Source organism: Streptomyces sp. HB132 (assembly GCF_016909575.1).
Lineage (GTDB): Bacteria > Actinomycetota > Actinomycetes > Streptomycetales > Streptomycetaceae > Streptomyces.
This window is the reverse complement of record NZ_JAFBGA010000006.1, coordinates 216607-237567: the sequence shown is the minus strand read 5'-3', so window position 1 is coordinate 237567 and position 20961 is coordinate 216607. Positions and strand designations below refer to the sequence as shown.

The 20961-nt window shown below is 70.9% G+C and carries 21 protein-coding genes and 1 pseudogene; 13 read left to right on the top strand and 9 right to left on the bottom strand.

Annotation, left to right across the window (positions count from 1 at the left end; translation table 11 throughout):
- Positions 1-79: 79 nt before the first annotated feature.
- Together JOC24_RS16450 and JOC24_RS16445 are read left to right on the top strand one after the other, a co-directional pair.
- The gene (locus tag JOC24_RS16450; RefSeq protein ID WP_205021047.1) at positions 80-1225 is read left to right on the top strand and encodes a serine hydrolase domain-containing protein; all 1146 of its coding nucleotides are present in this window, start codon (positions 80-82) and stop codon (positions 1223-1225) included.
- A gap of 50 nt (positions 1226-1275) precedes the next feature.
- Positions 1276-1863, top strand: a complete 588-nt coding sequence (locus JOC24_RS16445; RefSeq protein WP_205021046.1) for a 3'-5' exonuclease — start codon at positions 1276-1278, stop codon at positions 1861-1863.
- 59 nt (positions 1864-1922) lie between these two features.
- On the opposite strand, the pseudogene JOC24_RS33260 reads toward JOC24_RS16445, so the two are convergent.
- The 3 genes and pseudogenes from JOC24_RS33260 to JOC24_RS16430 all read right to left on the bottom strand — a co-directional run.
- Positions 1923-2107 (bottom strand): annotated as a pseudogene (locus tag JOC24_RS33260) (P-II family nitrogen regulator); the annotation flags it as partial.
- A 191-nt stretch (positions 2108-2298) separates the two neighbouring features.
- Positions 2299-2811, bottom strand: coding sequence for a DinB family protein (locus JOC24_RS16435; protein ID WP_205021045.1), 513 nt, complete (start codon positions 2809-2811; stop codon positions 2299-2301).
- A gap of 38 nt (positions 2812-2849) precedes the next feature.
- Positions 2850-3476, bottom strand: coding sequence for a class I SAM-dependent methyltransferase (locus JOC24_RS16430; RefSeq protein ID WP_205021044.1), 627 nt, complete (start codon positions 3474-3476; stop codon positions 2850-2852).
- Between the two features lie 89 nt (positions 3477-3565).
- On the opposite strand from JOC24_RS16430, the gene JOC24_RS16425 reads away from it, so the two are divergent.
- Positions 3566-4174: a helix-turn-helix domain-containing protein gene (locus JOC24_RS16425; RefSeq protein ID WP_205021043.1), complete on the top strand. Its 609-nt coding sequence runs from the start codon at positions 3566-3568 to the stop codon at positions 4172-4174.
- A 287-nt stretch (positions 4175-4461) separates the two neighbouring features.
- On the opposite strand, the gene JOC24_RS16420 is transcribed toward JOC24_RS16425, so the two are convergent.
- On the bottom strand, positions 4462-5694 hold the full coding sequence (locus tag JOC24_RS16420) for a right-handed parallel beta-helix repeat-containing protein (protein ID WP_205021042.1): 1233 nt from the start codon (positions 5692-5694) through the stop codon (positions 4462-4464).
- Positions 5695-6135: 441 nt separating this feature from the next.
- Between JOC24_RS16420 and JOC24_RS16415 the strand changes: the two genes are divergently transcribed.
- Complete coding sequence (locus tag JOC24_RS16415; protein WP_205021041.1) at positions 6136-7608, top strand: AlkA N-terminal domain-containing protein; 1473 nt, start codon at positions 6136-6138, stop codon at positions 7606-7608.
- 17 nt (positions 7609-7625) lie between these two features.
- On the top strand, positions 7626-8144 hold the full coding sequence (locus JOC24_RS16410) for a methylated-DNA--[protein]-cysteine S-methyltransferase (protein WP_205021040.1): 519 nt from the start codon (positions 7626-7628) through the stop codon (positions 8142-8144).
- 86 nt (positions 8145-8230) lie between these two features.
- Here JOC24_RS16410 and JOC24_RS16405 read toward each other — a convergent pair whose 3' ends face one another.
- Complete coding sequence (locus tag JOC24_RS16405; RefSeq protein ID WP_205021039.1) at positions 8231-8815, bottom strand: TMEM165/GDT1 family protein; 585 nt, start codon at positions 8813-8815, stop codon at positions 8231-8233.
- Between the two features lie 316 nt (positions 8816-9131).
- Here JOC24_RS16405 and JOC24_RS16400 point away from each other — a divergent pair, with 316 nt between their 5' ends.
- The gene (locus JOC24_RS16400; RefSeq protein ID WP_205021038.1) at positions 9132-9542 is read left to right on the top strand and encodes a (2Fe-2S) ferredoxin domain-containing protein; all 411 of its coding nucleotides are present in this window, start codon (positions 9132-9134) and stop codon (positions 9540-9542) included.
- Positions 9543-9714: 172 nt separating this feature from the next.
- Here the strand turns inward: JOC24_RS16400 and JOC24_RS16395 are convergent, their stop codons facing one another.
- Positions 9715-10443 carry an SIR2 family NAD-dependent protein deacylase gene (locus JOC24_RS16395; RefSeq protein WP_205021037.1) on the bottom strand — a complete coding sequence of 243 codons (729 nt, stop codon included), beginning with the start codon at positions 10441-10443 and terminating at the stop codon, positions 9715-9717.
- A 70-nt stretch (positions 10444-10513) separates the two neighbouring features.
- Between JOC24_RS16395 and JOC24_RS16390 the strand changes: the two genes are divergently transcribed.
- On the top strand, positions 10514-10714 hold the full coding sequence (locus JOC24_RS16390) for a DUF2191 domain-containing protein (RefSeq protein ID WP_205021036.1): 201 nt from the start codon (positions 10514-10516) through the stop codon (positions 10712-10714).
- A 3-nt stretch (positions 10715-10717) separates the two neighbouring features.
- On the opposite strand, the gene JOC24_RS16385 is transcribed toward JOC24_RS16390, so the two are convergent.
- Positions 10718-11251: an NUDIX domain-containing protein gene (locus JOC24_RS16385; RefSeq protein WP_205021035.1), complete on the bottom strand. Its 534-nt coding sequence runs from the start codon at positions 11249-11251 to the stop codon at positions 10718-10720.
- Between the two features lie 89 nt (positions 11252-11340).
- Here JOC24_RS16385 and JOC24_RS16380 point away from each other — a divergent pair, with 89 nt between their 5' ends.
- On the top strand, positions 11341-12456 hold the full coding sequence (locus JOC24_RS16380; RefSeq protein ID WP_205021034.1) for a glycerate kinase: 1116 nt from the start codon (positions 11341-11343) through the stop codon (positions 12454-12456).
- A 75-nt stretch (positions 12457-12531) separates the two neighbouring features.
- Here JOC24_RS16380 and JOC24_RS16375 read toward each other — a convergent pair whose 3' ends face one another.
- Entirely contained in the window at positions 12532-13245 is a 714-nt protein-coding gene (locus tag JOC24_RS16375) for a PucR family transcriptional regulator (RefSeq protein ID WP_205021033.1), read from the bottom strand.
- A gap of 216 nt (positions 13246-13461) precedes the next feature.
- On the opposite strand from JOC24_RS16375, the gene JOC24_RS16370 reads away from it, so the two are divergent.
- From JOC24_RS16370 to JOC24_RS16350, 5 genes are read left to right on the top strand one after another with little or no spacing between them, the layout of a single operon-like run.
- Positions 13462-14259, top strand: a complete 798-nt coding sequence (locus tag JOC24_RS16370; protein ID WP_205021032.1) for an ABC transporter ATP-binding protein — start codon at positions 13462-13464, stop codon at positions 14257-14259.
- On the top strand, positions 14247-15032 hold the full coding sequence (locus tag JOC24_RS16365) for an ABC transporter ATP-binding protein (protein WP_205021031.1): 786 nt from the start codon (positions 14247-14249) through the stop codon (positions 15030-15032). The genes JOC24_RS16370 and JOC24_RS16365 overlap by 13 nt, the downstream gene beginning before the upstream one ends.
- Complete coding sequence (locus tag JOC24_RS16360) at positions 15029-15919, top strand: branched-chain amino acid ABC transporter permease (RefSeq protein ID WP_205021030.1); 891 nt, start codon at positions 15029-15031, stop codon at positions 15917-15919. Before JOC24_RS16365 ends, JOC24_RS16360 begins: the two co-directional genes overlap by 4 nt.
- The gene (locus JOC24_RS16355; protein ID WP_205021029.1) at positions 15912-17036 is read left to right on the top strand and encodes a branched-chain amino acid ABC transporter permease; all 1125 of its coding nucleotides are present in this window, start codon (positions 15912-15914) and stop codon (positions 17034-17036) included. Before JOC24_RS16360 ends, JOC24_RS16355 begins: the two co-directional genes overlap by 8 nt.
- Positions 17033-18292 carry an ABC transporter substrate-binding protein gene (locus JOC24_RS16350; protein WP_205021028.1) on the top strand — a complete coding sequence of 420 codons (1260 nt, stop codon included), beginning with the start codon at positions 17033-17035 and terminating at the stop codon, positions 18290-18292. The genes JOC24_RS16355 and JOC24_RS16350 overlap by 4 nt, the downstream gene beginning before the upstream one ends.
- A 56-nt stretch (positions 18293-18348) precedes the next feature.
- Here the strand turns inward: JOC24_RS16350 and JOC24_RS16345 are convergent, their stop codons facing one another.
- A complete protein-coding gene (locus tag JOC24_RS16345) occupies positions 18349-20706 on the bottom strand; it encodes a galactose-binding domain-containing protein (RefSeq protein WP_205021027.1) in 2358 nt (785 codons plus the stop codon).
- Positions 20707-20961 lie beyond the last annotated feature (255 nt).

Below are 20961 nucleotides of genomic sequence, written 5' to 3'. Positions count from 1 at the left end.
CGACGCCGGGGCGAAGGACCGTAGGCCCCCCTCAGCGGTCCCCGCGTGCGCAAGCAACCTGGACGGAAGAGGGATCATCATGCGTGTTTCCGGAAAGCGCCGGCGAGGCGGAGTCCTGCTGACCGGCCTGGCCTCCGTTCTCCTCGCCGTGTCGACCGGGCCGACGACGGCGGCGCATCCGCGGCAGGCCGACACGCTGCAACAGCGGGTGGAAGCGGTCCACGACACCGGAGTCGTGGGAGCGTCCGCCGAGGTGACGTCACCGCACACCCGTGACAGCGCGCGCGTCGGGACGGCACGGAGGGGTACCGCCAGGCCCATGCCGCAGAACGGCAGATTCCGTATCGGCAGCGCCACCAAGACCTTCACAGCGGCGGTCGTGCTGCAGCTCGTCGGCGAGGGACGCATGTCCCTGGACGACACCGTCGAGCAGTGGCTGCCGGACGTGGTCCGGGGCAGCGGCCAGATCACCGTGCGGCAGTTGCTGCAGCACACCAGCGGCATCCCCGACGTGCGGCCGGAGATCCCGGCCCTGAACAGCGCGGCGGGCTACCGGGCCGAACGGGGGCGCACCTACACCCCCCAGGACTTGGTGAGGCTGGCGATGCGGAACCCTCTTCCAGCCTCCCTCGACAGGGACTGGTCGTACTCCAACACCAACTACGTACTCGCCGCGATGATCGTCCAGGAGGTCACGGGCCGGAGCTGGGCGCAGGAGGTGAACGCCCGGATCATCCGCCCGCTGAAACTCGAGGACACCAGCGCACCCGGTGCCTCCGCGTCCATCCCGGGGGCGCACGCCCGGAGCTACGCCGCGTTCGGCACCGACAACAGCATCGACGTCACCATCCTGAACTCCAGTATGGCCATCGGCTCCGGCTCACTCATCAGCACGACGCACGACCTGAACCGGTTCTACACCGCGCTTCTCGGCGGACGTCTGCTGGCCCCGGCACAGCTCGACGAGATGACGGCCACCGTGCCCGCGCCCGGTCTGGGCATGCCTGGCGTGAGGTACGGACTCGGCCTGGGCGAGATCCCGTTGCCCTGTGGCGGCAGCTACTTCGGTCACCCCGGCGAACTGCTCGGGTATCACAGCTGGAGTGGCGTCACGGCAGACGGCACCCGGGCCGCCGTGGTGTACGTGACCAGCGACGGCGGCTTGGGCACGCGAGAGGCCATCAGCGCTCTCGTCGGCCGGGAACTCTGCCGGACCCGCCCCTGAGCCGCGGAATCGGGGTGCCGGAACCGGCCGTGCACCCCTACCCTCGGCCCATGCGCCACGAATCGGCCCTGCTGAACGTCATCGACGTCGAAGCCACCTGCTGGGACGGCCCGCCGCCGCCCGGATCCGTGCACGAGATCATCGAGATCGGTCTCACCGTCGTGGACCTGTCGGCACGGCGTCGTGTGTCCCGGCACCGTGTCCTGGTCCGCCCTGCCCGGTCGGCGGTGAGCGACTTCTGCACCGAACTGACCGGACTGACGCAGGCCGAGGTGGACCGGGGTGTCACCTTCGCCGAGGCATGCCGGATCCTCGTCGAGGAATACGCGGCCGGGGAGCGCTCCTGGGCGAGCTGGGGCGAGTACGACCGTCGGCAATTCGCCCGGCAGAGCCGGGCCGACGGGGTGGCCTACCCGTTCGGCCGGCCGTCGGATACGCACACCAACGCCAAGGCTGTATTCGCGTCGGCCTACGGGCTGCGCAGGAAGCCGGGCATGGACCACGCCCTGCGGATCGCCGGACTGCCGCTGGAAGGACGCCATCACCGCGGCGAAGACGACGCATGGAACATCGCCGCACTCGTCCTCGATCTTTTGGGCCGTGGTGCGTGGCCGGTCGGATCGCCGTCTCCCGCGTAGCGGCGCAAGGCTCGCGCATCATGCGCCCCCGGGCGGCACGAGACTCCTGGACGGCCTCCGGCCTCCGGCCCCCGCTCGCCCGTGCGGACGCGCACGGCGGTCTCCACGGGCAGCGCCCACACCTTGCCGTCGCCGATCTTGCCGGTGCGGGCCGCGCGGACCACTGCTTCGAGGACCGGTCCGCGTCCGCGACGAGCATCTCTATACGGATCTTCGGCACCGGGTTCACCCGGTACTCGGCGCCCGGGCGGCGTATGCGGGAACATCGCCACCGGCTGTCGGCGTGGACGTGGGGGCGGGGATGGAAAAGGCTGTGGTGGCGATCGTGAGCAGGAGGGTGAGCACCACGGTTCCGCCGCGTGCGCGGAACGGAGGTAGCGGCGTGGCAACGGCCGTTTTCCTGTGATCATGTGTTTCCGTCCTGGAGAGGCTGGGTCAGCGGCCGGTCGTGCCGTCGATGAGTTCGCGGAGGATGTCCGCGTGGCCCGCGTGCCGGCCGGTCTCCTCGATCATGTGGGCGAGTGCCCAGCGGACGCTGGGAGCGGGGCGGTCCGGTCGCGGTCGGGGGACCGGTGCCCCGAGATCGGCGCACCCGTCGAGAACGTCGTTCGCGCGCTTGACCGCGTCTCGGTAGCGGGCGACGACATCGGCCACGCTGTCCGTCCGCACGGCGCGGAACGTCGCCTGCCAGTCGGTGACGTCGTCCCCGAGGAACATCGACCGCTCGACGTACGTCAGGTGGTTGAGCAGGCCGAGCAGGTTCGTGCCCGACGTCACCGCGGCTGTTCGCACCTGCGGCTCGGGTGCGCCGTCGACCTTCGTGGCGATCGAGGTCCGGAGGTAGTCGAGAAAGCCACGCAAGACCTCGATCTCACTGCTTCCGGTCCGGGGCGGCGGGGTGTCGCCACGGCCATTGCGGCGTGTGGTGCGGCGTGTGGTGCTGGGCAACAGTGGTCGCCTTCCTTCAGCGGGGGCCGGCCGCCGTGTCAGGCGGTGCGGCGGATGAGGAGGACGTGGTCGGTGACCTCGGCGGTGTGCCCGCCTGGTCCGGACGCGATCCTGCGGGGGGTGTCGGCCCGCTCGACCGCCCATGTCTCCGGGGGCAGGCCGATACCGGCGGCGACTTCCCGCGGGCTCGGGTAGTGGACGTCGGGATCTTGGTTCCACGACCACGGCGCGGCCGAGCCGTGGTCGACGACCAGCAGTCGCCCGCCCGGGCGCAGTGCGTGCGCCGCCGAGCGCAGGACGGTCGCCCGGTCCAGATCATGGGGGGTGTGCAGGTAGTGGGCGCAGATCAGGTCGAATCCGCCGGGCGGGAACGACGCGTCCACGTTGTGCTGCACGGCGGTGACGCGGTCGCCCAGGCCGTGTGAGCGGGCGAGGTCGGCGAGCCGCTCGACCGCCACGGCCGAGATGTCGGCGGCGGTGACCTGCCACCCCTGGCCGGCGAGCCACAGCGCGTCGCCGCCGTCGCCGCATCCGAGGTCCAACGCGTCACCGGGCGGCAGGCCCGTCACCGTCTCGGTGAGGCGGGCATTCGGCCGCGGGTTGCCGGCTGCCGGCCGGGCCGCGTAGACGCCGTCCCAGAAGGCGACCGCATCGGTGGTGCTCATCAAGATCTCCTTGCGTCGGTAGGTGCTCAGTCTTGGCAGGCACACCACGGCGTGGCACGGAATCTTGCGGTAATGGCAAGGTGGGCCTCATGGATCCCAAGACGGACGACGACGTGCTCGACGCGGTGGGGTCGCGGCTGCGTGCGCTGCGTCGTGACCGCGGCATCACCCTCGCCGACCTCGCGGCGACGACCGGCGTGTCGGAGAGCACCCTGTCCCGGCTGGAGAACGGGCAGCGCCGGCCGAGCCTGGAACTGCTTCTGCCGCTGGCCCGTATCTACGACGTTCCGCTGGACGACCTCGTCGGTGCCCCGCGCACCGGCGACCCCCGGATCCACCTCATGCCGATCAGGCGGTTCGGCATGACCTTCGTGCCCCTGTCCCGGCGACCGGGTGGTGTGCACGCGTTCAAGATGATCATCCCCGCCCGGCCGGAACCACTCGAACCGATCCCGCAGACCCACGAAGGCTTCGAGTGGCTCTACGTGCTCAACGGACGCCTGCGCCTCGTGACCGGCGAGCGAGACCTGATACTGCCGCCAGGTGAGGCAGCCGAGTTCGACACGTCCTTGCCCCACTGGCTGGGCAGCGCCGACGGCGGCGTGGTTGAGCTCCTCATCCTGTTCGGCCCGCAAGGGATGCGTGCGCACGTACGCACCGACCCTCATCGGTCGTCTCAGGCCGGGAGCCGACGATGAACTCTGCGAGAGATTCTGTATTCCCGTCAGCAGCGGGCCTCACCCCGCAGACGCCGCAGTCGACCCACCGGCCCAGCCGCGCGTCCGAGAGGTGGCGCAGGAGCTGGACGGTGCGGATCACGCGGCCGACCTCACGGAAGGCTGCGGGTGGCGTTCTTCCGCGGCCCCCGGAGGACGCTCGACAGCACCACCGACGACACTGAGCCGAATCGGTGACGGGCGACGGGCGCTCAAGATTTCAAGATCATCCCGTCGCCCCTTTGACGCGTATCCCGGTCACACCTCCGCTACGGCGTCACCTTGCTGCCGCCGAAGGTCACGGCGAGGGTGCCGTCCTCGGCGAAGGACCAGTCCATCGCGCCGGAGTACGCGGCGCACGCCGGGCCGTTCGTGCCGGTCCAGAACTGGTTGGAGCTGTCGGCGTCACCCACGGTCTTGTCGTTTGAACCGTCGTCACTGCGGCAGGAGACGTTGTCGCGGAACACCGAAGTGCCCTTGTCGAAACTGAAGTTGCGCTCGGTGTTGTCGATGCTGACGTTGTCCGACACCGCCATCGAGCCGGGGTTGCTGTTGTAGGTGAACCCGTGATGGCCGTTGTTGTAGGCGATGTTGCGCCGGACGACGTGGTCGACCTCGATGCCGTCGCCGCCGAGCTTGTAGCCGTTGCGGTCGCCGTCGGAGTTCACGGTCCCGTCGGAGAGGGTGCCGTTGTCGTAGGAGAGGGAGTCCTCGATCGTCACCGGTCCGATGGGGCCTGTCTCCGACTTGGTGTAGAGGTCCCAGCCGTCGTCGATGTTGTTGTGGGACACGGTGTACCGGAAGACGTTCCCCGGGCCCGAGGTGAGCTTCGAGGCGAAGCCGTCGGCGTCCTCACCGTCCGAGTCGGCGTTGTCGTGCGATTCCGAGCTCAGGACGAGGTTGTTCGCCGGCCACTCGTCGTCGGGGGTGTCGGAGGCGATCCGCGAGATCTGCAGGCCGGAGTCGTGGTTGAAGCGCGTCACGACGTGTTCGATGACGTTGTCGCTGCCGCCGACGAAGATGCCGTTGTCACCGGCGTGCTCGACGATGACGCCGTCGACGTGCCAGTACGCGCCGTTCACCGCCAGGCCGCGGTTCGCCGGGTCCTCGCTCATGGCGGCGAAGTTCAGGACCGGGGTCTCGCCCGGATAGGCGGCGAGTGTCGTGCGGGCGCCGGAGGTGCCGTCGTTGCCCGGCGCAATGGTGACCGTCTCGGAGTACGCGTACGTCCCGCCGCGCAGGTAGACGGTTCCGCCGGACGTGACGCGGGAGATCGCCGAGGAGAGCGTCGTCGGGTCGGACTCCGTACCCGCCGCGTCGTCGCTGCCACCCGGAGCCACGTACAGGGCGTCGGCGGCCAGGGCCGGACGGGCGTCGGTCACGCCGGCGCCGGCAGGGGCGTGGCCGGAGGTGGGGGTGGCCTGCGCCATGGTGCCGGACAGCGCGACGAGCGATCCGGTCACCAGGCCGATACACGCGATGACGAGCTTCTTCTTCTGCATCGTTCGTCTCCAGATCGGGTTGGTTCGACTGACCAGCGGGCGTCGGACCGGTGCGTCGGGTAACTCCCCGGAGGGAAGACCCGGGCCGGTGCGGAAGCGACCGGGGCGGGTGGGGTCGAGCTGGTGCACGAGGTGGTCCTTCCTGTCGCGACTGGTGAGGTGGGGTCCGCCACCGGTCCGGGTTTCTGAACGGGCAGCACGGCCGACGCCACGCCGGGTGGGGGGAAAGCGCTTTCTCGGACCGTAAATGCCTGTCGTGAGCGCGTCAATACTTGTGTAGGTGATTGAAGTTCAGACATCTGAATCGGAGGGTGGAGCTGCAAGTCCCTCCGGCGCGGGCCGCAAGGCCGAAAGTCGACGTGAACCGGTGTCGGATTCCCGCGCGAGCTCGATGTCGGATTTCCGCCAGCCGTGCGGTCCCCCGTGCCCGATGCTTGGACCATGCACACCGACACCGAGCGCTGCGTGCGGGCCGTACAGTCGAAGGACGCCCGCTTCGACGGCTGGTTCTTCACCGCGGTCCTCACCACCCGGATCTACTGCCGGCCCAGCTGCCCCGTCGTGGCGCCCAAGGCCCGCAACATGACCTTCTACCCCAGCGCCGCCGCGTGTCAGCAGGCCGGATTCCGTGCCTGCAAGCGGTGCCGGCCCGACACCAGCCCCGGCTCCCCGGAGTGGAACGCCCGCGCCGACTCGGTCGCCCGGGCCATGCGTCTCATCCAGGACGGTGTCGTCGACCGTGAGGGCGTACCGGGACTCGCCGCCCGGCTCGGATACTCCGCCCGGCAGGTCGAGCGCCAGCTCCTCGCCGAACTCGGTGCGGGACCGCTGGCGCTGGCCAGGTCCCAGCGCGCCCAGACCGCCCGGGTGCTCATCGAGACGACCGGGCTCCCCATGGCCGAGATCGCGTTCGCGGCCGGGTTCGCCTCGATCCGCGCGTTCAACGACACCGTGCGGGAGGTCTTCGCGCTCGCCCCCGGTGAACTGCGCACCCGTGCCGCGCGAGGACGCCGCGCCCCGGCCACCCCGGGGGTCATCGCCCTGCGACTGCCCTACCGCGCGCCGCTCACCCCCGGCAACCTCTTCGGGCACCTCGCAGCGACCGCGGTCCCCGGCGTGGAGGAATGGCGCGACGGAGCGTACCGCCGCACGCTCACGCTCCCGCACGGGCACGGCATCGTGGCGCTGACCCCGCAGACCGGTCACATCGACTGCAGGCTCTCCCTCTCCGACCCCCGCGACCTCACCCAGGCCATCAGCCGCTGCCGCAGACTCCTCGACCTGGACGCCGATCCGGTCGCCGTGGACGACCAGTTGCGCGCCGATCCGCTGCTCGCCCCGCTGGTCGACGCCGCTCCTGGACGCCGGGTGCCGCGTACGGTCGACGCGTCCGAGTTCGCCGTGCGCGCGGTACTCGGCCAGCAGGTCTCCACGGCGGCCGCCCGCACCCACGCGGCACGTCTGGTGCGCGCCCACGGCACGCCCGTCGACGACCCCGAGGGCGGTCTCACCCATCTCTTCCCCGCCCCCGAGGCACTGGCCGGCCTCGATCCCGAGGCGCTCGCCCTGCCGCGGAGCCGTCGCACCACCCTCACGACGCTCGTGGCCGCCCTCGCCGACGGATCACTGCGTCTGGAGGAGGGCACCGACTGGGAGCAGGCGCGCACGGAACTGGCCGCCCTGCCCGGCTTCGGCCCCTGGACGGTCGAGGTCATCGCCATGCGCGCCCTCGGAGACCCGGACGCCTTCCTCCCCACCGACCTGGGGATCCGCAGGGCGGCCGGACAGCTCGGCCTCCCGTCGACTCCCGCGGCCCTCACCGCACGTGCCGCGCAGTGGCGCCCCTGGCGGGCGTACGCCGTGCAGTATCTGTGGACCGTCGACGACCACCCCATCAACCACCTGCCCGTCTGAGGGCGTAGGGACGAACCATGACCACCACACCCACGACGACCAGACACCACACGGTCGTCGACAGCCCGTACGGGGCACTCACCCTGGTCGCGACCGACGGCGTGCTGTCCGGTCTCTACATGACCGGACAACGACACCGGCCGCCCGAGGAGACCTTCGGAGCGCGGGACCCACGGCCGTTCGGCGAGCCCATCCGTCAGCTGGACGCCTACTTCGCCGGCGAGCTGACGGAGTTCGACCTTCCTCTGCGTCTGGAGGGCACCCCGTTCCAGCGTGGTGTCTGGGCCGAGCTCGCACGGATTCCGTACGGCGAGACCCGGTCGTACGGTGAGCTGGCCGGACACCTCGGCAAACCGGGCGCCTCCCGGGCGGTGGGCCTCGCCAACGGCAGGAACCCGGTCGGGATCATCGTCCCCTGCCACCGCGTCGTCGGAGCCTCGGGGAGCCTGACGGGATACGGAGGCGGGCTGGACCGCAAGCAGCGGCTGCTCTCCTTCGAGCGGGGTGCGGAGGGCGAGACACCGGCCCTGTTCTGAGCGGGCGGACCGACCGGGGTGCCCGGGCCCCCTCGCGGGCCACGGCGCACGCAGGGGCCCGGGCGTCGCGGTCCGCCCCCGCACACTCAGGCGGTGAAGATCTCGACGACCGACCAGATGGCCAGACCGAGCATGCACAGGCCACCGATGCGCTGCACGGTCTTCAGCGGCACCCGCTTGGCGATGAAACGGCCCGCCAGCAGCGCCAGCGCCGACACCGACATGAGGGCGATCGCCGACCCGATGGCCGTGGACCAGGCGCCGTTGCTCGCGGCGAGGTTCGCGGTGGTGATCTGGGTCAGGTCGCCCCACTCACTGATGAACACCGCCATGAACGCCGTCGAGTAGACGGGCCAGAAGCCCGTGACGGTCTTGATCTCCTCGTCCTCGTCGTCGTCACCGCCTCCGCTGCGCAACAGCATGAACGCGCCGAACGCGAAGAGGGCGGCCGAGACCAGCTTGACGATCCAGTCGGGGAGCAGGCCGATCAGCCCACCCGCTCCGACGGCGATGGCGACGTGCACGATGAACGCGGACGAGGTGCCGATCCAGACGTAGAGCGGCCGCATACGAGTGCCCATGGCCAGCGAGGCGAACATCGTCTTGTCGGGGAGCTCCGCGAGGAAGATCAGGCCGAAGGCGGTGAGAATCGCCAGGAGGTCGAGATGCATTCCGGGTGGCTTTCTGTGCGAGCCGGGCCCCGGGCCTTCCGCGAAGCGCCGTTCGGCATTTTCGGAGGACCACTCGGCCCGGCATGACGGCGTCGCCCGCAGGGCGCGGGCGTGTCATACCTGACCGAAGGTCTCGCCCACCCGTAAGGATCCACGGGCCCGGCCACCGGGAACCCGAGGGTTCCAGTGTGTCGACGACCGGTTTTCGGGGCTACTCCCCTTCGCAGCCGTCAACGATACCCCATGGGACCAGTGGGTGAGCGGCTCGGTACAGTCCTGGGGTGATCATCCACGCCGCCCCCGGGAGTGCCCCCGCATGAGCCGCCGCCCCCGCAAGGCCGCCGGAGCGGGACCGTCCAGGCCCACGGTGAGCGTGTGCCGGGGATGCTGCTGCGGCACACCGAAGATCCCCGGCGTGGACCACGCCGGGCAGCTCGCGCAGCTGCGCGGGGCCCTCGACGGGGCCGCCACCGTGCGGGCCGTGGAATGCCTCGACGCCTGCGAGCACGGCAACGTCATCGTCGTGCAGCCCTCGGCCGAGGGCCGCCGCGCCGGCGGCCGTCCCGTCTGGCTCGGGCTGGTCAACGATCCGCAGGCCGTCGCCGACATCGCCACGTGGGCGGGGGAGGGCGGACCCGGCCTGGTGGACCCGCCGGAGATCCTGGACCTGTACGCCTTCAGCCCGTCCCGCCGGATCCGGGCCGGACTGGAGGAGAAGGGGGCCTAGCGACCTGACCGCCGGTCCGTACGCACCGCCTCCTCGGACCGGCGGCACTCCGCTTCACGCCACGGTCCCCCGGCGGGGTGGGTGGTCACGGTGCGACGACGTGCCGTGACCCGCCACCGAATCTCCAGGTCCTCGCGGAGGTCCTGACCGACCGGCGGCCGGCCGGGAACGATCAGGTACCGCCCACGGACAGCCGGTCCAGCAGCGCGGGCAGCGCCGTCCCGATGGGCTCGCGCACCGTCTCCTCGGCCAGCTCGTCGTACGGGGTCGGCTCCGCGTTCACCACGATGAGCCGGGCCCCGTGCTCCACCGCGATCCCGGCCAGCGAGGCCGCGGGCTGCACCTGGAGCGTCGTACCCACCGCGATGAACACCTGGCTCGCCTTGGTGATCGCCATGGCCTCGGCCAGTACCTGAGGATCGAGGCGCTCGCCGAACATCACCGTCGCCGACTTCAGGATCCCGCCGCAGACCGAGCAGGGCGGATCCGTCTCGCCCGCCTCGACCCGGGCCAGCGCGTCCGCCATGGCCGACCGGGCGTGGCAGCGGGTGCAGACCACCTCGCGCGCCGTGCCGTGGAGTTCGACGACCTTGCGGGCGGGCAGGCCGGCCGACTGGTGCAGTCCGTCGACGTTCTGCGTGATGACCCGGACCGGGGTGCCGGAGCGTTCGAGCGCGGCCACCGCGCGATGGGCAGCGTTCGGCTCGGCGCTCCACGTCGCGCTGGTGCGGCGCATCTGCCAGGAGCGGCGGCGGATCTCCGGATCGGACATGTAGAAGTCGTACGTGACGAGCTTCTCCGCCTCTGGATCCTTGCGCCAGAGGCCCTGCGGACCGCGGTAGTCGGGGATGCCGGAGTCCGTGGAGATGCCGGCGCCGCTGAGGATCGCGACGAGAGTCATACTCCGAGCCTACGGACGGCGCTGCCCCGCCGCGATGACATTTCCGGGGGCAGACCCTAAGGTCCGGGCCATGGCCAAGGTTGTCGTGAATCTGGACGCGGAACTCGTCGTGGAAGTCATGGTGCTGGCGGGTGTCGGAAACCCGCAGGACGCCGTCGAACTCGTCGTGCGCGACTACATCGCACGCGGCCATCGCACCGAAGCGCGGGCCGCCTCGCAGGACGACGCACGGAGGGAGGCCGACGCCAGGCCCCAGGACCCCCAGGGCTGACCCTCATCCAGGGACCTGTACACCGTCCTCCAGTTCGGCCGCGCCGGCGCCGGAGTCCAGCACCTCCAGCGCCACCTCGACCCGCCGTGCGAGCCTGCCGGGCAGGTGTTCGGCGAGGTCGGCGCGGTCCACCAGCCGCCAGGAGAGGAGCTCGTCCTCCTGGATCCGGATCGAGTCGAACTGCTCCCGGGCCAGCACACCGCCGTCGTAGACGTAGGCGACGATGGGAGGACGGTCCACGCCGCGTGCCCAGTCCACGGCGAGGAGCCGCCCCGGTGCGAGGTCGAGGCCGATCTCCTCGGCGGTCTCGCGGCGGGCGGCCTGCCGGGGACTCTCGCCGTCGCCCGACTCGATGGTCCCGCCGGGCAGCGCCCAGCCCTCCCGGTAGTTCGGTTCGACGAGCAGGACCCGTCCCCGTCCGTCCCTGAAGAGGGTGGCGGCCCCGGCCAGTACACGGGGGAGGCCTTCGATGTAGGTGGCGTAGTCAGTGGTCACAGGGGCAGCGTAGGGGCCGTGCACGTGGTTTCGGACAGCCATGGGCAGATCAGGGGTGGTCCGGATATGGTCGGGGCGGCGCGACTGCCTGTTCGAAAGCAAAGGGATGCAAGGTGGCGGACGGAGCAGTGATGGAGACCCCCCACGTGCTCGTGGCGGCGGACAAGTTCAAGGGCTCGCTGACAGCCGTGCAGGTCGCGGAGCGGGTGACGGCCGGGCTGCGGAGCGTCGTACCCGGGGTGCGGGTCGAGGCCCTGCCCGTCGCGGACGGCGGTGACGGTACGGTCGCCGCCGCGGTGGCCGCCGGATTCGAGCGCCGCGAGGTCCGGGTGACCGGGCCGCTGGGTACCCCGGTGACGGCGGCGTACGCGGTGCGCGACACCACCGCCGTGGTGGAGATGGCCGAGGCCTCGGGCCTCCAGCACCTGCCTGCGGGGGAGTTCGCCCCGCTCACGGCGACCACGTACGGCTCCGGGGAACTGCTCGCGGCCGCGCTCGACGCGGGCGCGAGGACGATCGTCTTCGGCGTCGGCGGCAGCGCCACCACGGACGGCGGCGCGGGCATGCTGTCCGCGCTGGGAGCCCGCTTCCTGGACGGCGACGGCAAGCCCGTCGGCCCCGGCGGCGGCCCGCTCGCCGGACTGACCGAGGCCGACCTCTCGGGGCTCGACCCCCGGCTCGCCGACATCGACCTGATCCTGGCCAGCGACGTGGACAACCCCCTGACCGGCCCCAAGGGTGCACCCGAGGTCTACGGACGGCAGAAGGGCGCCACCGAGGACGACATCGCGGTCCTCGACGCGGCGCTGGTCCACTACGCCTCCGTGCTGGGGCCCGAGACGGCCGAGCTGCCGGGAGCGGGCGCCGCCGGAGGCATCGGCTACGGCGCGCTGGTGGCCCTGGGCGCACGCTTCCGGCCCGGCATCGAGGTCATGCTCGACGTCCTCGGCTTCGCCCCCGCGCTGGCCCGTGCCACGCTCGTCGTCACCGGTGAGGGCTCGCTCGACGAGCAGACCCTGCACGGGAAGGCCCCGGCCGGCGTCGCGGCCGCGGCCCGCGAGGCCGGCGTGGAAGTCGTCGCCGTGTGCGGACGCCTGGCACTGCCGCAGGAAGCCCTGGACCGGGCCGGCATCCGCCGGGCCTACGCCCTGACGGAGCTGGAACCGGACCCCGCCGTCTGCATGGCGCAGGCCGGACCCCTCCTGGAACGCGCGGCCGGGACGATCGCCCGCGACTTCCTGTCCTGACGCACCGCCGTGAGGGGGCGGCCCACCGGGCTCCCCCTCACGGCGGCGGGGCTCCCTCCGTAGCCGCACCGCACCTCACGTCTGCGGCGCCGACAGCCTGAACGCGTCCAGCGCCAGCATCATCTCGATCAGTTCGCGGGGCCGTGACAGCGACCGCGAGGTCAGCCGCTCCAGCCGCCGCAAGCGGTTGAGCACGGTGTTGCGGTGGCAGTACAGCCGTCCCGCCGCCCTCCCCGCCGACCCCCCGCACTCCAGCCACGCCTCCAGCGTCCGCACCAGCAGTGCCCGGTCCGCCGGGGCCAGCGCCAGCAGCGGGCCCAGCACATCCGCGACCAGCCGGGCCGAGAGCTCCGGCTGGCTCACGACCAGCGCCGCGGGCAGCCGGTCCTCCAGCCGCACGATCTCCGTCGTACCCGGCGGACAGGTCAGCAGTGCCAGCTCGGCCAGCCGGCGCGCCGCCCCCAGCCCGGCCAGTCCGTCGGCCACCGGGCCGATTCCGCCGGGACCCCGGCACCAGCGCGCCAACTGCTCGGCGAGCGCCGCCGGGTCCCGGTCACCCAGCGCGACGACGACGGTCTCGCGGTCCCCGCGCCTCCGCCTCAGGAGACGCAGCCCGTCCGCCTCGTCCTTCACCCCGCCCTCGGGCGCCCGCAGCACCGCCACCGCGTAGCGGCCCCGCTCGGGCAGATCGAGACCGCTCGCCGCTCGCGCCACGAGCCCCGGCTCCGACCGGCCCTCCAGCAGGGCGTCGAGCAGGGCCCGGCCCCGCGCGTCACTGCGCTGCCGCATGTCATCGCTCCGTCCCGCAGCCGAGCCGCTCATGGCTCGTGAGGATGCCACCGGCCGTGTCGGGTACGACGGCGCGTCACCTCCTTCTGTGCACCCGCACAACCAGGCCCTTCGAAGACTGGTCACCCGCAGCGATTGCGCCCTGGGCCGTGGACGCGCGCCCCGCCCGCTGCTGGTCTGTGGCACCACGACGACCAGTCGGAAGGAGGAGGACGCATGGCAACGCTCGAGATCCGCGAACTGTCCGTGGGCTACGGCCCGGTACGGGCACTGCGCGACGTCTCCGTCGACGTGCCGGCCGGCGCGATCACCGCTGTACTCGGCGGCAACGGCGCCGGCAAGACCACGCTGCTGCGGGCCGTATCGCGGACCCTCGGCTTCCACCGCGGCACGGGCACGGGCTCCATCCGCTTCGACGGCCGCCCCCTGGACGGGCTTTGCCCCGCCCAGGTGGTGGCCGCGGGAGTGATCCAGGTACCGGAAGGGCGGCAGGTGTTCGCCCGGATGACGGTGGCGGACAACCTGCGGGCGGGCGCACTCGGGGCACGCGGCGGGCGCAAGGCGGCGGCCGCCGCCCTCCACCGCGTACACGAACTGTTCCCGGTCCTCGCCCAGCGCGCGCACCAGCGGGCCGGACTGCTGTCCGGCGGGGAGCAGCAGATGCTGGCGATGGGCCGTGCGCTGATGGCCGCCCCCCGCCTGCTGCTGCTGGACGAGCCGTCCCTCGGCCTCGCCCCGCTGATGGCGGCCAGGATCGCCGAGACGATCCAGGAGATCAACGCGGGCGGCACCTCGGTCATGCTCGTCGAGCAGAACGCGGCCATCGCGCTGCGGCTCGCCTCCACGGCGTACGTCCTGGACGTCGGCGAGGTCGCACTCGACGGTCCCGCCGACGAGCTGGCCGCCTCCGACGAGGTACGCCGCCGCTATCTCGGCGTCGTCGACGAGACGGCCGCAGAAGACGCGGCACAGGCCGAAGGCGTCACCCGCAGCCTGAGCAGGTGGTCCGCGTGACGACCTCCCCGGCCCCCCTCGCCGTGCGCGACGTGACCGTGCGGTTCGCCGGGCTCACCGCCCTCGACGCGGTGTCCTTCACCGTCGAGCCGGGCAGCGTGCACGCCGTCATCGGCCCCAACGGCGCGGGCAAGTCCACCACCTTCAACGTGCTCTCCGGCGTCTACCGCGCCACCTCGGGCAGCGTGCACCTCGGTGACACCGAACTCACCGGGCTCGCCCCGCACAGGATCGCCGACCTCGGCATCGCCCGTACCTTCCAGAACCTCGCCCTGCCGCCGCACGCCACCGTCGCCGAAAGCCTCATGCTCGGCCGGCACCGGCTCACCCGCGCCGGGTTCGTGGCCTCCGGGCTGAGGCTCCCCGCCGCGACCCGGGAGGCCCACCGGCATCTCGAACGGGTGCGTGAGATAGCCGGGTTCATCGGCCTGGACAAGGAACTCGACTTCCCGGCCGGAGCCCTCCCGTACGGCAAGCAGAAGCTCGTCGAACTCGGCCGCGCCCTGTGCATGGAACCCGAGGTCCTGCTCCTGGACGAGCCCATCGCCGGCATGACCGCCGACGAGCGCCGCCGCACCGCGGCCGTCGTCGCCGGTGTGCGCGACAGCCTCGGCATCTCGATCGTCATGGTCGAACACGACATGGGGGTGGTGATGCGGCTCGCGGACGCCGTGACCGTACTCGACTTCGGACGCAGGATCGCCGGTGGTACGCCCGCCGAGGTGCAGAACGACCCGGCCGTCGTGCAGGCCTACCTGGGGGCACAGGAATGACCACCTTCATCGAACTCCTCCTCGGCGGTCTGTCCATAGGCTCGGTCTACGCACTGATCGCCCTGGGCTTCGTCGTCATCTTCAAGGCGACCGAGGTCGTCAACTTCGCCCACGCCTCACTGCTCCTGGCAGGCGGATACGTCACCGCCGTGCTCCACGACGACATCGGCTTCTGGCCGGCGCTCGGCGTCGGGATCGCGGGCGCGGCGGTCGTCGGTTCGGCGATCGAGTTCTTCGTGATGCGCCGCTACCGGGGCAGCGACCAGAGCGTCCTGGCCATCGTCACCATCGGCGTCGACATCCTCCTCACCACCGAACTCGTCCGGCGCATGGGGACGGACGTCATGTCGCTCGGCGACCCGTGGGGCGACGACGTCGTCACCATCGGGGGCGTCACCCTCGCCGAGACACGCATCGCCGCGTTCCTCGTCGCGGGGCTGCTCATCACGGTGTTCCTGCTCGCCTTCCGCTTCACCTCCTGGGGCGTCTCCATGCGGGCCGCCGCCGAGAACCCGCAGACCGCCGCGCTGATGGGCATCCGACTGGGCAGGGTCTCGCTGTCCGCCTGGGCGGTCGCCGGAGCCCTCGCCGCCGTAGCCGCGCTCTTCCTGACCGTGTTCCCGACCCCCGGCCTGGAACGCGCCACCTCACTCGCCGCGCTCAAGGCGTTCCCCGCCGCGATCCTCGGCGGTCTCGACTCGACGACCGGAGCCCTCGTCGGGGGGCTCGTCGTCGGAGTCACCGAGTCACTCGCCACCGGCTACCAGAGCGACCTCTCCTTCCTCGGACGCGGCATCGGCGATCTGGCGCCGTATCTGGTGATGGTGGTCGTCCTGCTCATCCGGCCGGCGGGACTCTTCGGTACGAAGGAGCTGTCCCGTGTCTGAAGCCACCAAGGACGCCGTCGCGCCGGCCCCCGCCGGGGTCCCCGCCACCGGGGCGTCGTTCACCGACCGGTTGCGCCGGCCCGCCCCGTACCTCTGGCTCGCCGGCTCGGTGCTGCTGCTCCTCCTCCCGTTCTACCTGGACCGATTCTGGCTCCAGGCAGGGCTGTTCGCGATGGCGGCCGCGATCGGGGCGATCGGGCTCAACCTGCTCACCGGCTCCACCGGCCAGCTCTCCATGGGGCACGCCTTCTTCCTCGCGGTGGGCGCGTACGGCTACTGCGTCCTCGGGGGCGAGAGCAGCACGGAGAACGGGCACGCCATCACCGGCCTCGGCCTGCCCACCTGGCTCGCGGCCGTCCTGGCCGTGCTCCTGGCGGGCGCCGCGGGCGGACTCTTCAGCCCCATCGCCGGGCGGCTGAGCGGCGCCTACCTCGGTATCGCCACGCTCGCCCTGATCTTCATCGGCCAGCACGTGCTGTTCAACGCGGGCTCGCTCACCGGCGGTTTCAACGGCCGCCCCGTGCCGCCCCTCTCGCTCTTCGGGTTCACCTTCGACGACGCCGAAGTGGTCGTGGCCGCCGTGCCCTTCCAGTCCTCCGAGAAGCTCTGGTACCTGGGCCTGGCCGCCCTTCTGGCCAGTGGGCTCTTCGCCCGTGGGGTGCTCCGGGGCCGACCCGGCCGGGCGCTCAACGCCATCCGGGACCACCGGATCGCCGCAGGCGTCATGGGGGTGCCGGTGGCCAGGTACCGAGCCGGTGTCTTCGTCCTGTCCTCGATGTACGCGGGCCTCGCGGGCGTCCTGCTCGCGCTGGTCTTCCAGCGGACCGTGCCCGAGTACTTCGGCATGATCCTGTCCCTCGAATACCTCGCCATGATCGTCATCGGCGGGCTGGGCAGCGTCGCGGGAGCCGTCATCGGCGCCGCGTTCGTGTCGCTGCTCCCGCAGGTGCTCACCCACTACAGCGACTCCCTCCCCCTGGTGTCCGCCCCTGGTACGGGCGGCATCGCACCGGGCGAGGCGTCCCGCTATCTGTACGGCGCCGCGGTCGTCGCGGTCGTCCTGTTCCTGCCCGGCGGCATTGCGCGTCTGAAGACTCCAGGGGAGAAGAAGAAATGAAGCCACGTGTTGTCGGAGCCGTTGCGGCGGCTCTCACCCTCACCCTCGCCCTCGCGGGATGCAGCGGGAAGGCCAAGTCGTCCGACGACGGCGCCGCCGACAAGAGCGGGGTGAAGACCGGGGAGGGCGTCACCGACTCGAAGATCACCCTCGGCGCCCTCACCGACATGACCGGGGTGTACGCCTCGCTCGGCAAGAGCGTCACCCAGGCCCAGCAGCTCTGGGTCGAGGAGACGAACAAGGCGGGCGGCATCTGCGAGCGGCAGATCGAACTGACCGTCCGCGACCACGGATACGACCCGCAGAAGGCGATCGGCGCCTACACCGAGCTCGAACCGGACGTGCTGGGCTTCACCCAGTTCATCGGCTCCCCGTTCGTCTCCGCGGTGGAATCGCGCATCGACGGCCAGGACAAAAACATCGTCCTGCCCCAGGCATGGTCGGCGAACCTCGTCGGATCCAAGTACGTCCGCGTCATCGGCGCCACGTACGACGTCGAGACGATCAACCTGATCGACTTCCTGCTCGACGAGAAGCGCATCGTCAAGGGCGACAAGATCGGCCACGTCTACTTCGAGGGCGACTACGGCGAGAACGCCCTGGCCGGCTCCGAGCACGCGGCGAAGGAGGCGGGCCTCACGGTCGTCGAGCAGAAGATCAAGCCGACCGACAACGACATGACCGCCCAGGTCTCCGCGCTCAAGCAGGCCGGTGTGAAGGCCGTGATCGTCAGCGCCGGGCCGCGCCAGGCGGCTTCCCTCGTCGGTGTCGCAGCGGCCACCGGCTTCGACGTCCCCGTGGTGGGCAACAACTCGGCCTACGCCCCGCAACTCCTGGCCACCCAGGCGGGCAAGGCCCTGCAGAAGGACTACTACATCGGTGCCTCCACCCTGCCCATCGGTGACGCGGCGGACGGACCGGCGAAGCTCGCGAAGGCCTACGCGGCCAAGTACCCCAAGGACGGCCTCGACAACGGGGTCATCGCCGGATACAACGCGGCATCCGTCTTCGGCGAGGCGCTGAAGAAGGCCTGCGAGTCGAAGGACCTGACCCGCGAAGGGGTCGACAAGGCTCTGCTCACCATCAAGGACTTCGGCGGCGACTTCGGGATCTCGCACGACTTCACCGACCCGTCGGCGCCCTCCACCCGGCAGACCGTGGTCATGAAGCCGGATGCCAAGGTCCCCGGCGGCCTCAAGGTGGTCCGCCCGGCCGAGGTGGCCCCGGCGGCCGAGAGTTTCGCGCCCACGTCCTGACCCTCCCCGCACAGCGACGGGCCCGGCCGCCAGGCCGGGCCCGTCCCCGTGCGCGGTCAGTGGGTGTAGGCCTCCACTTCGAACAACTGACCGGCCGGCCAACCGGTGTTGGCGGTGAACGTCAGCCGCAGGTACCGGACCGGAGTCCCGGTGAGTGTCACCGTCGCGGTGTTACCGCTCGACGGATCGAAGGTGTACCCCGTCGGTGCCTTCAGGGAGCTGTACGCGGAGTTGTCGGCACTGCCCGTCACACCGATCGTCTGGGTGCGCGTCGCCCAGGCGGCGGCCGGGGGCAGCTTGAGTACCAGGCGCTTGACCGCCTTGGCGGCGCCGAGGTCCACGGTGACGGACTGGGGGAACGCGTTGTTGCGGCTCTCCCAGTAACTGCCGGTGTTGCCGTCCACCGCGTTGGCGGCGCCGTAGACGTCGGCGTGGCCGGTCTCGGTGACGGGGCGGCCCTGCGCGAGGTTGCCCGTCTCCTCCGGCGGGTCCGTCGGGTCCGGGGGATCGGTCGGATCGGTGGGGCCGCCGCCCCCGGGAACCCCGCCGTTGGTCCACACCGGGTCGGGCCAGACACCCGTGCAGGCGGGCGGGTCCGCGTACCAGCCCGAGTTGCCGGTGCCCCGGGTGATCTGGAAGCCGCTGCCGACACAGTTGTGGATCGGGTTGGACTGCGCGATGTGCGTGGCGACGACCTTGTTGAACGAGGCCGTGCCCGGTGCCTGGATCTGGAGGGCGTACGTACCGGCCCCGTCGATCTTGATGTTGTCGAAGTGCAGCCCGTTGCTCGCGCCCTCGATCAGGTGGATCGCGGCGTAGGAGCTGTCCAGGATCTCGCTGTCGGTGATGTTGACGGTCGCGTTGCTGATCGGTTCGTTGAGGCCGCTGAACCAGATAGCGCCGACGCCGAAGCGCCAGTTGAAGTCGTTGTTGCCGGTGCGGATGAGGGTGTTGCGGGCAGCGGTGTGAGTGCCCGAGACAGCCGTACCCCGGCCCGAGTTGACGCCGGGGTACCTGTTGGCGATGTGCAGCCCGCCACCGTTGGTGACGGTGTCCGACATGACGTTGTCGGAGATCGTGATGTCCTTGCCGCCGTAGGTGACGATGTTGTTGGCGAGGATCGGCAGGATCACGGTGTTGAACGTGAACTTGTTCTTCACGTTCGGGACGTTCTCCGCCCACATGGCCAGACCGTCGTCGCCTGTGTTGCGCACGAAGGTGTTGGTCACGGTGGAGTTCGTGACGCCGTAGTGGAAGTTCACGCCGTCGGCCGTCTGGTCCAGGATCCTGCTGTTCCTGATGGTGAAGTTGTCCATCGGACCGTCCATCCAGGCGCCGCACTTGGTGTGCTGCATCCAGATGTTGTCGACGACCGAGTCGGACATGGCCCCGCCGATGGCGTTGACCTGGTCGTTGTCCTCCCGCTCACGGATGTCGCCGATGACGGCGAAGTCCTTGAGGGTGACGTTGCTGCTGCCGCCCTGCGCGGAGTACCTGCCGTAGATCCCGACCGCCTTGCTCCGGTCCGTGGGGTGCCGTCCTGTCAGCACGCTGTACCAGGGGCCCGCGCCCCGCAGCGTCACCTTGTCGACGACGATGTGGTCCTGGACCTTGAAGGTTCCCTGCGGGATGTAGACCTCTTTGCCCTGGGTGCGGCCCGCCTCGACGGCGGCCTGGATCTTCGCGGTCGAGTCCGCGGCACCCGTCGGGTCCGCGCCGAAGTCGCTCACCACGTCCAGCGCTCCGGACGGCTTGCCGACCGGGGCGCCGACCTGCTCGAAGTCCGCCAGGTCGATGGTGAACGACGGCGAGGCGGCGGTGGAGGTCACCTGGAGCCGGACCTTCGTGCCCGCGGCCAGGGTGGACCCGAACATGGCCCGTGTCTCGTCGTAGAAGTGGTGCGGGTTCGTGTCGCCCGGATTGTTGTTGAAGGGGTAGCCCCCGTAGTACCAGCCGTACTTCGACGTCACCGGCACGCTCTTGAGCGAGGAGCCGTCGACCCGCAGGTCCAGGGAGGCGTCCCGGCCCGTCCCGGCAGCGTTGTCCGGCAGCGAGTAGCGGAAGGTCATCGCGTTCGCGGGGGCGGTGAGCGTGAACTCGACGTACTCGCCCGAGGCGTCGAGCGTGACGGCCTGCCGGCCCGAGGCCTCGGAGGGCAGGGAACCGTAGAGGCGGTCGGGGCCGATCAGCGTGCCGTTGGTGGCGGCGTACTCGGCTTCCTGTTCCTTGAACGGCACGGTGGCGCCCCGGCCGGATATCCCGACCGGTGACGGCGCGGGGACCGCGGCGGCCTGTGCCGGGGGAGCGCCGGCCACGACGAACGCCGCGGCGGTGCCGGCGGCGGCGAGCGCGAGGGAGAGGGAGGCGGAGAGAGAGCGTCTGAACGGACGTGGTCCGGGGAGTGGTGGGGTCACGTGTGGGTCGTCCTTGCGGCTCGAAGGGCTCTTCGGACGACCCACAGGCTAGGAGCACCCGAGTAAAGAAGTCCACGGGGCTGCGCAAGATTTCGTCTTCATTGCTCAAATAAACGACTCGGAACGGGAATCCCGCACGAGTGGGGCGGGTATGCGTCTTCAGGAAGTGAAGTCTTGTCATGTCCATTGACAGCTCTTCGGTCGCCCTGGCTTCATGTGAACAACGCAATGGGAGCGCTCCCATTGCCGGCCCCG

What these genes read in the sequence shown, in the direction of transcription:
- JOC24_RS16450 (WP_205021047.1), top strand. Translation starts at nt 80, where the DNA reads ATGCGTGTTTCCGGAAAGCGCCGGCGAGGCGGAGTCCTGCTGACCGGC.
- JOC24_RS16445 (WP_205021046.1), top strand. Translation starts at nt 1,276, where the DNA reads ATGCGCCACGAATCGGCCCTGCTGAACGTCATCGACGTCGAAGCCACC.
- JOC24_RS16430 (WP_205021044.1), bottom strand. Translation starts at nt 3,476, where the DNA reads ATGAGCACCACCGATGCGGTCGCCTTCTGGGACGGCGTCTACGCGGCC.
- JOC24_RS16425 (WP_205021043.1), top strand. Translation starts at nt 3,566, where the DNA reads ATGGATCCCAAGACGGACGACGACGTGCTCGACGCGGTGGGGTCGCGG.
- JOC24_RS16420 (WP_205021042.1), bottom strand. Translation starts at nt 5,694, where the DNA reads ATGCAGAAGAAGAAGCTCGTCATCGCGTGTATCGGCCTGGTGACCGGA.
- JOC24_RS16415 (WP_205021041.1), top strand. Translation starts at nt 6,136, where the DNA reads ATGCACACCGACACCGAGCGCTGCGTGCGGGCCGTACAGTCGAAGGAC.
- JOC24_RS16410 (WP_205021040.1), top strand. Translation starts at nt 7,626, where the DNA reads ATGACCACCACACCCACGACGACCAGACACCACACGGTCGTCGACAGC.
- JOC24_RS16405 (WP_205021039.1), bottom strand. Translation starts at nt 8,815, where the DNA reads ATGCATCTCGACCTCCTGGCGATTCTCACCGCCTTCGGCCTGATCTTC.
- JOC24_RS16400 (WP_205021038.1), top strand. Translation starts at nt 9,132, where the DNA reads ATGAGCCGCCGCCCCCGCAAGGCCGCCGGAGCGGGACCGTCCAGGCCC.
- JOC24_RS16395 (WP_205021037.1), bottom strand. Translation starts at nt 10,443, where the DNA reads ATGACTCTCGTCGCGATCCTCAGCGGCGCCGGCATCTCCACGGACTCC.
- JOC24_RS16390 (WP_205021036.1), top strand. Translation starts at nt 10,514, where the DNA reads ATGGCCAAGGTTGTCGTGAATCTGGACGCGGAACTCGTCGTGGAAGTC.
- JOC24_RS16385 (WP_205021035.1), bottom strand. Translation starts at nt 11,251, where the DNA reads ATGGCTGTCCGAAACCACGTGCACGGCCCCTACGCTGCCCCTGTGACC.
- JOC24_RS16380 (WP_205021034.1), top strand. Translation starts at nt 11,341, where the DNA reads ATGGAGACCCCCCACGTGCTCGTGGCGGCGGACAAGTTCAAGGGCTCG.
- JOC24_RS16375 (WP_205021033.1), bottom strand. Translation starts at nt 13,245, where the DNA reads ATGCGGCAGCGCAGTGACGCGCGGGGCCGGGCCCTGCTCGACGCCCTG.
- JOC24_RS16370 (WP_205021032.1), top strand. Translation starts at nt 13,462, where the DNA reads ATGGCAACGCTCGAGATCCGCGAACTGTCCGTGGGCTACGGCCCGGTA.
- JOC24_RS16360 (WP_205021030.1), top strand. Translation starts at nt 15,029, where the DNA reads ATGACCACCTTCATCGAACTCCTCCTCGGCGGTCTGTCCATAGGCTCG.
- JOC24_RS16350 (WP_205021028.1), top strand. Translation starts at nt 17,033, where the DNA reads ATGAAGCCACGTGTTGTCGGAGCCGTTGCGGCGGCTCTCACCCTCACC.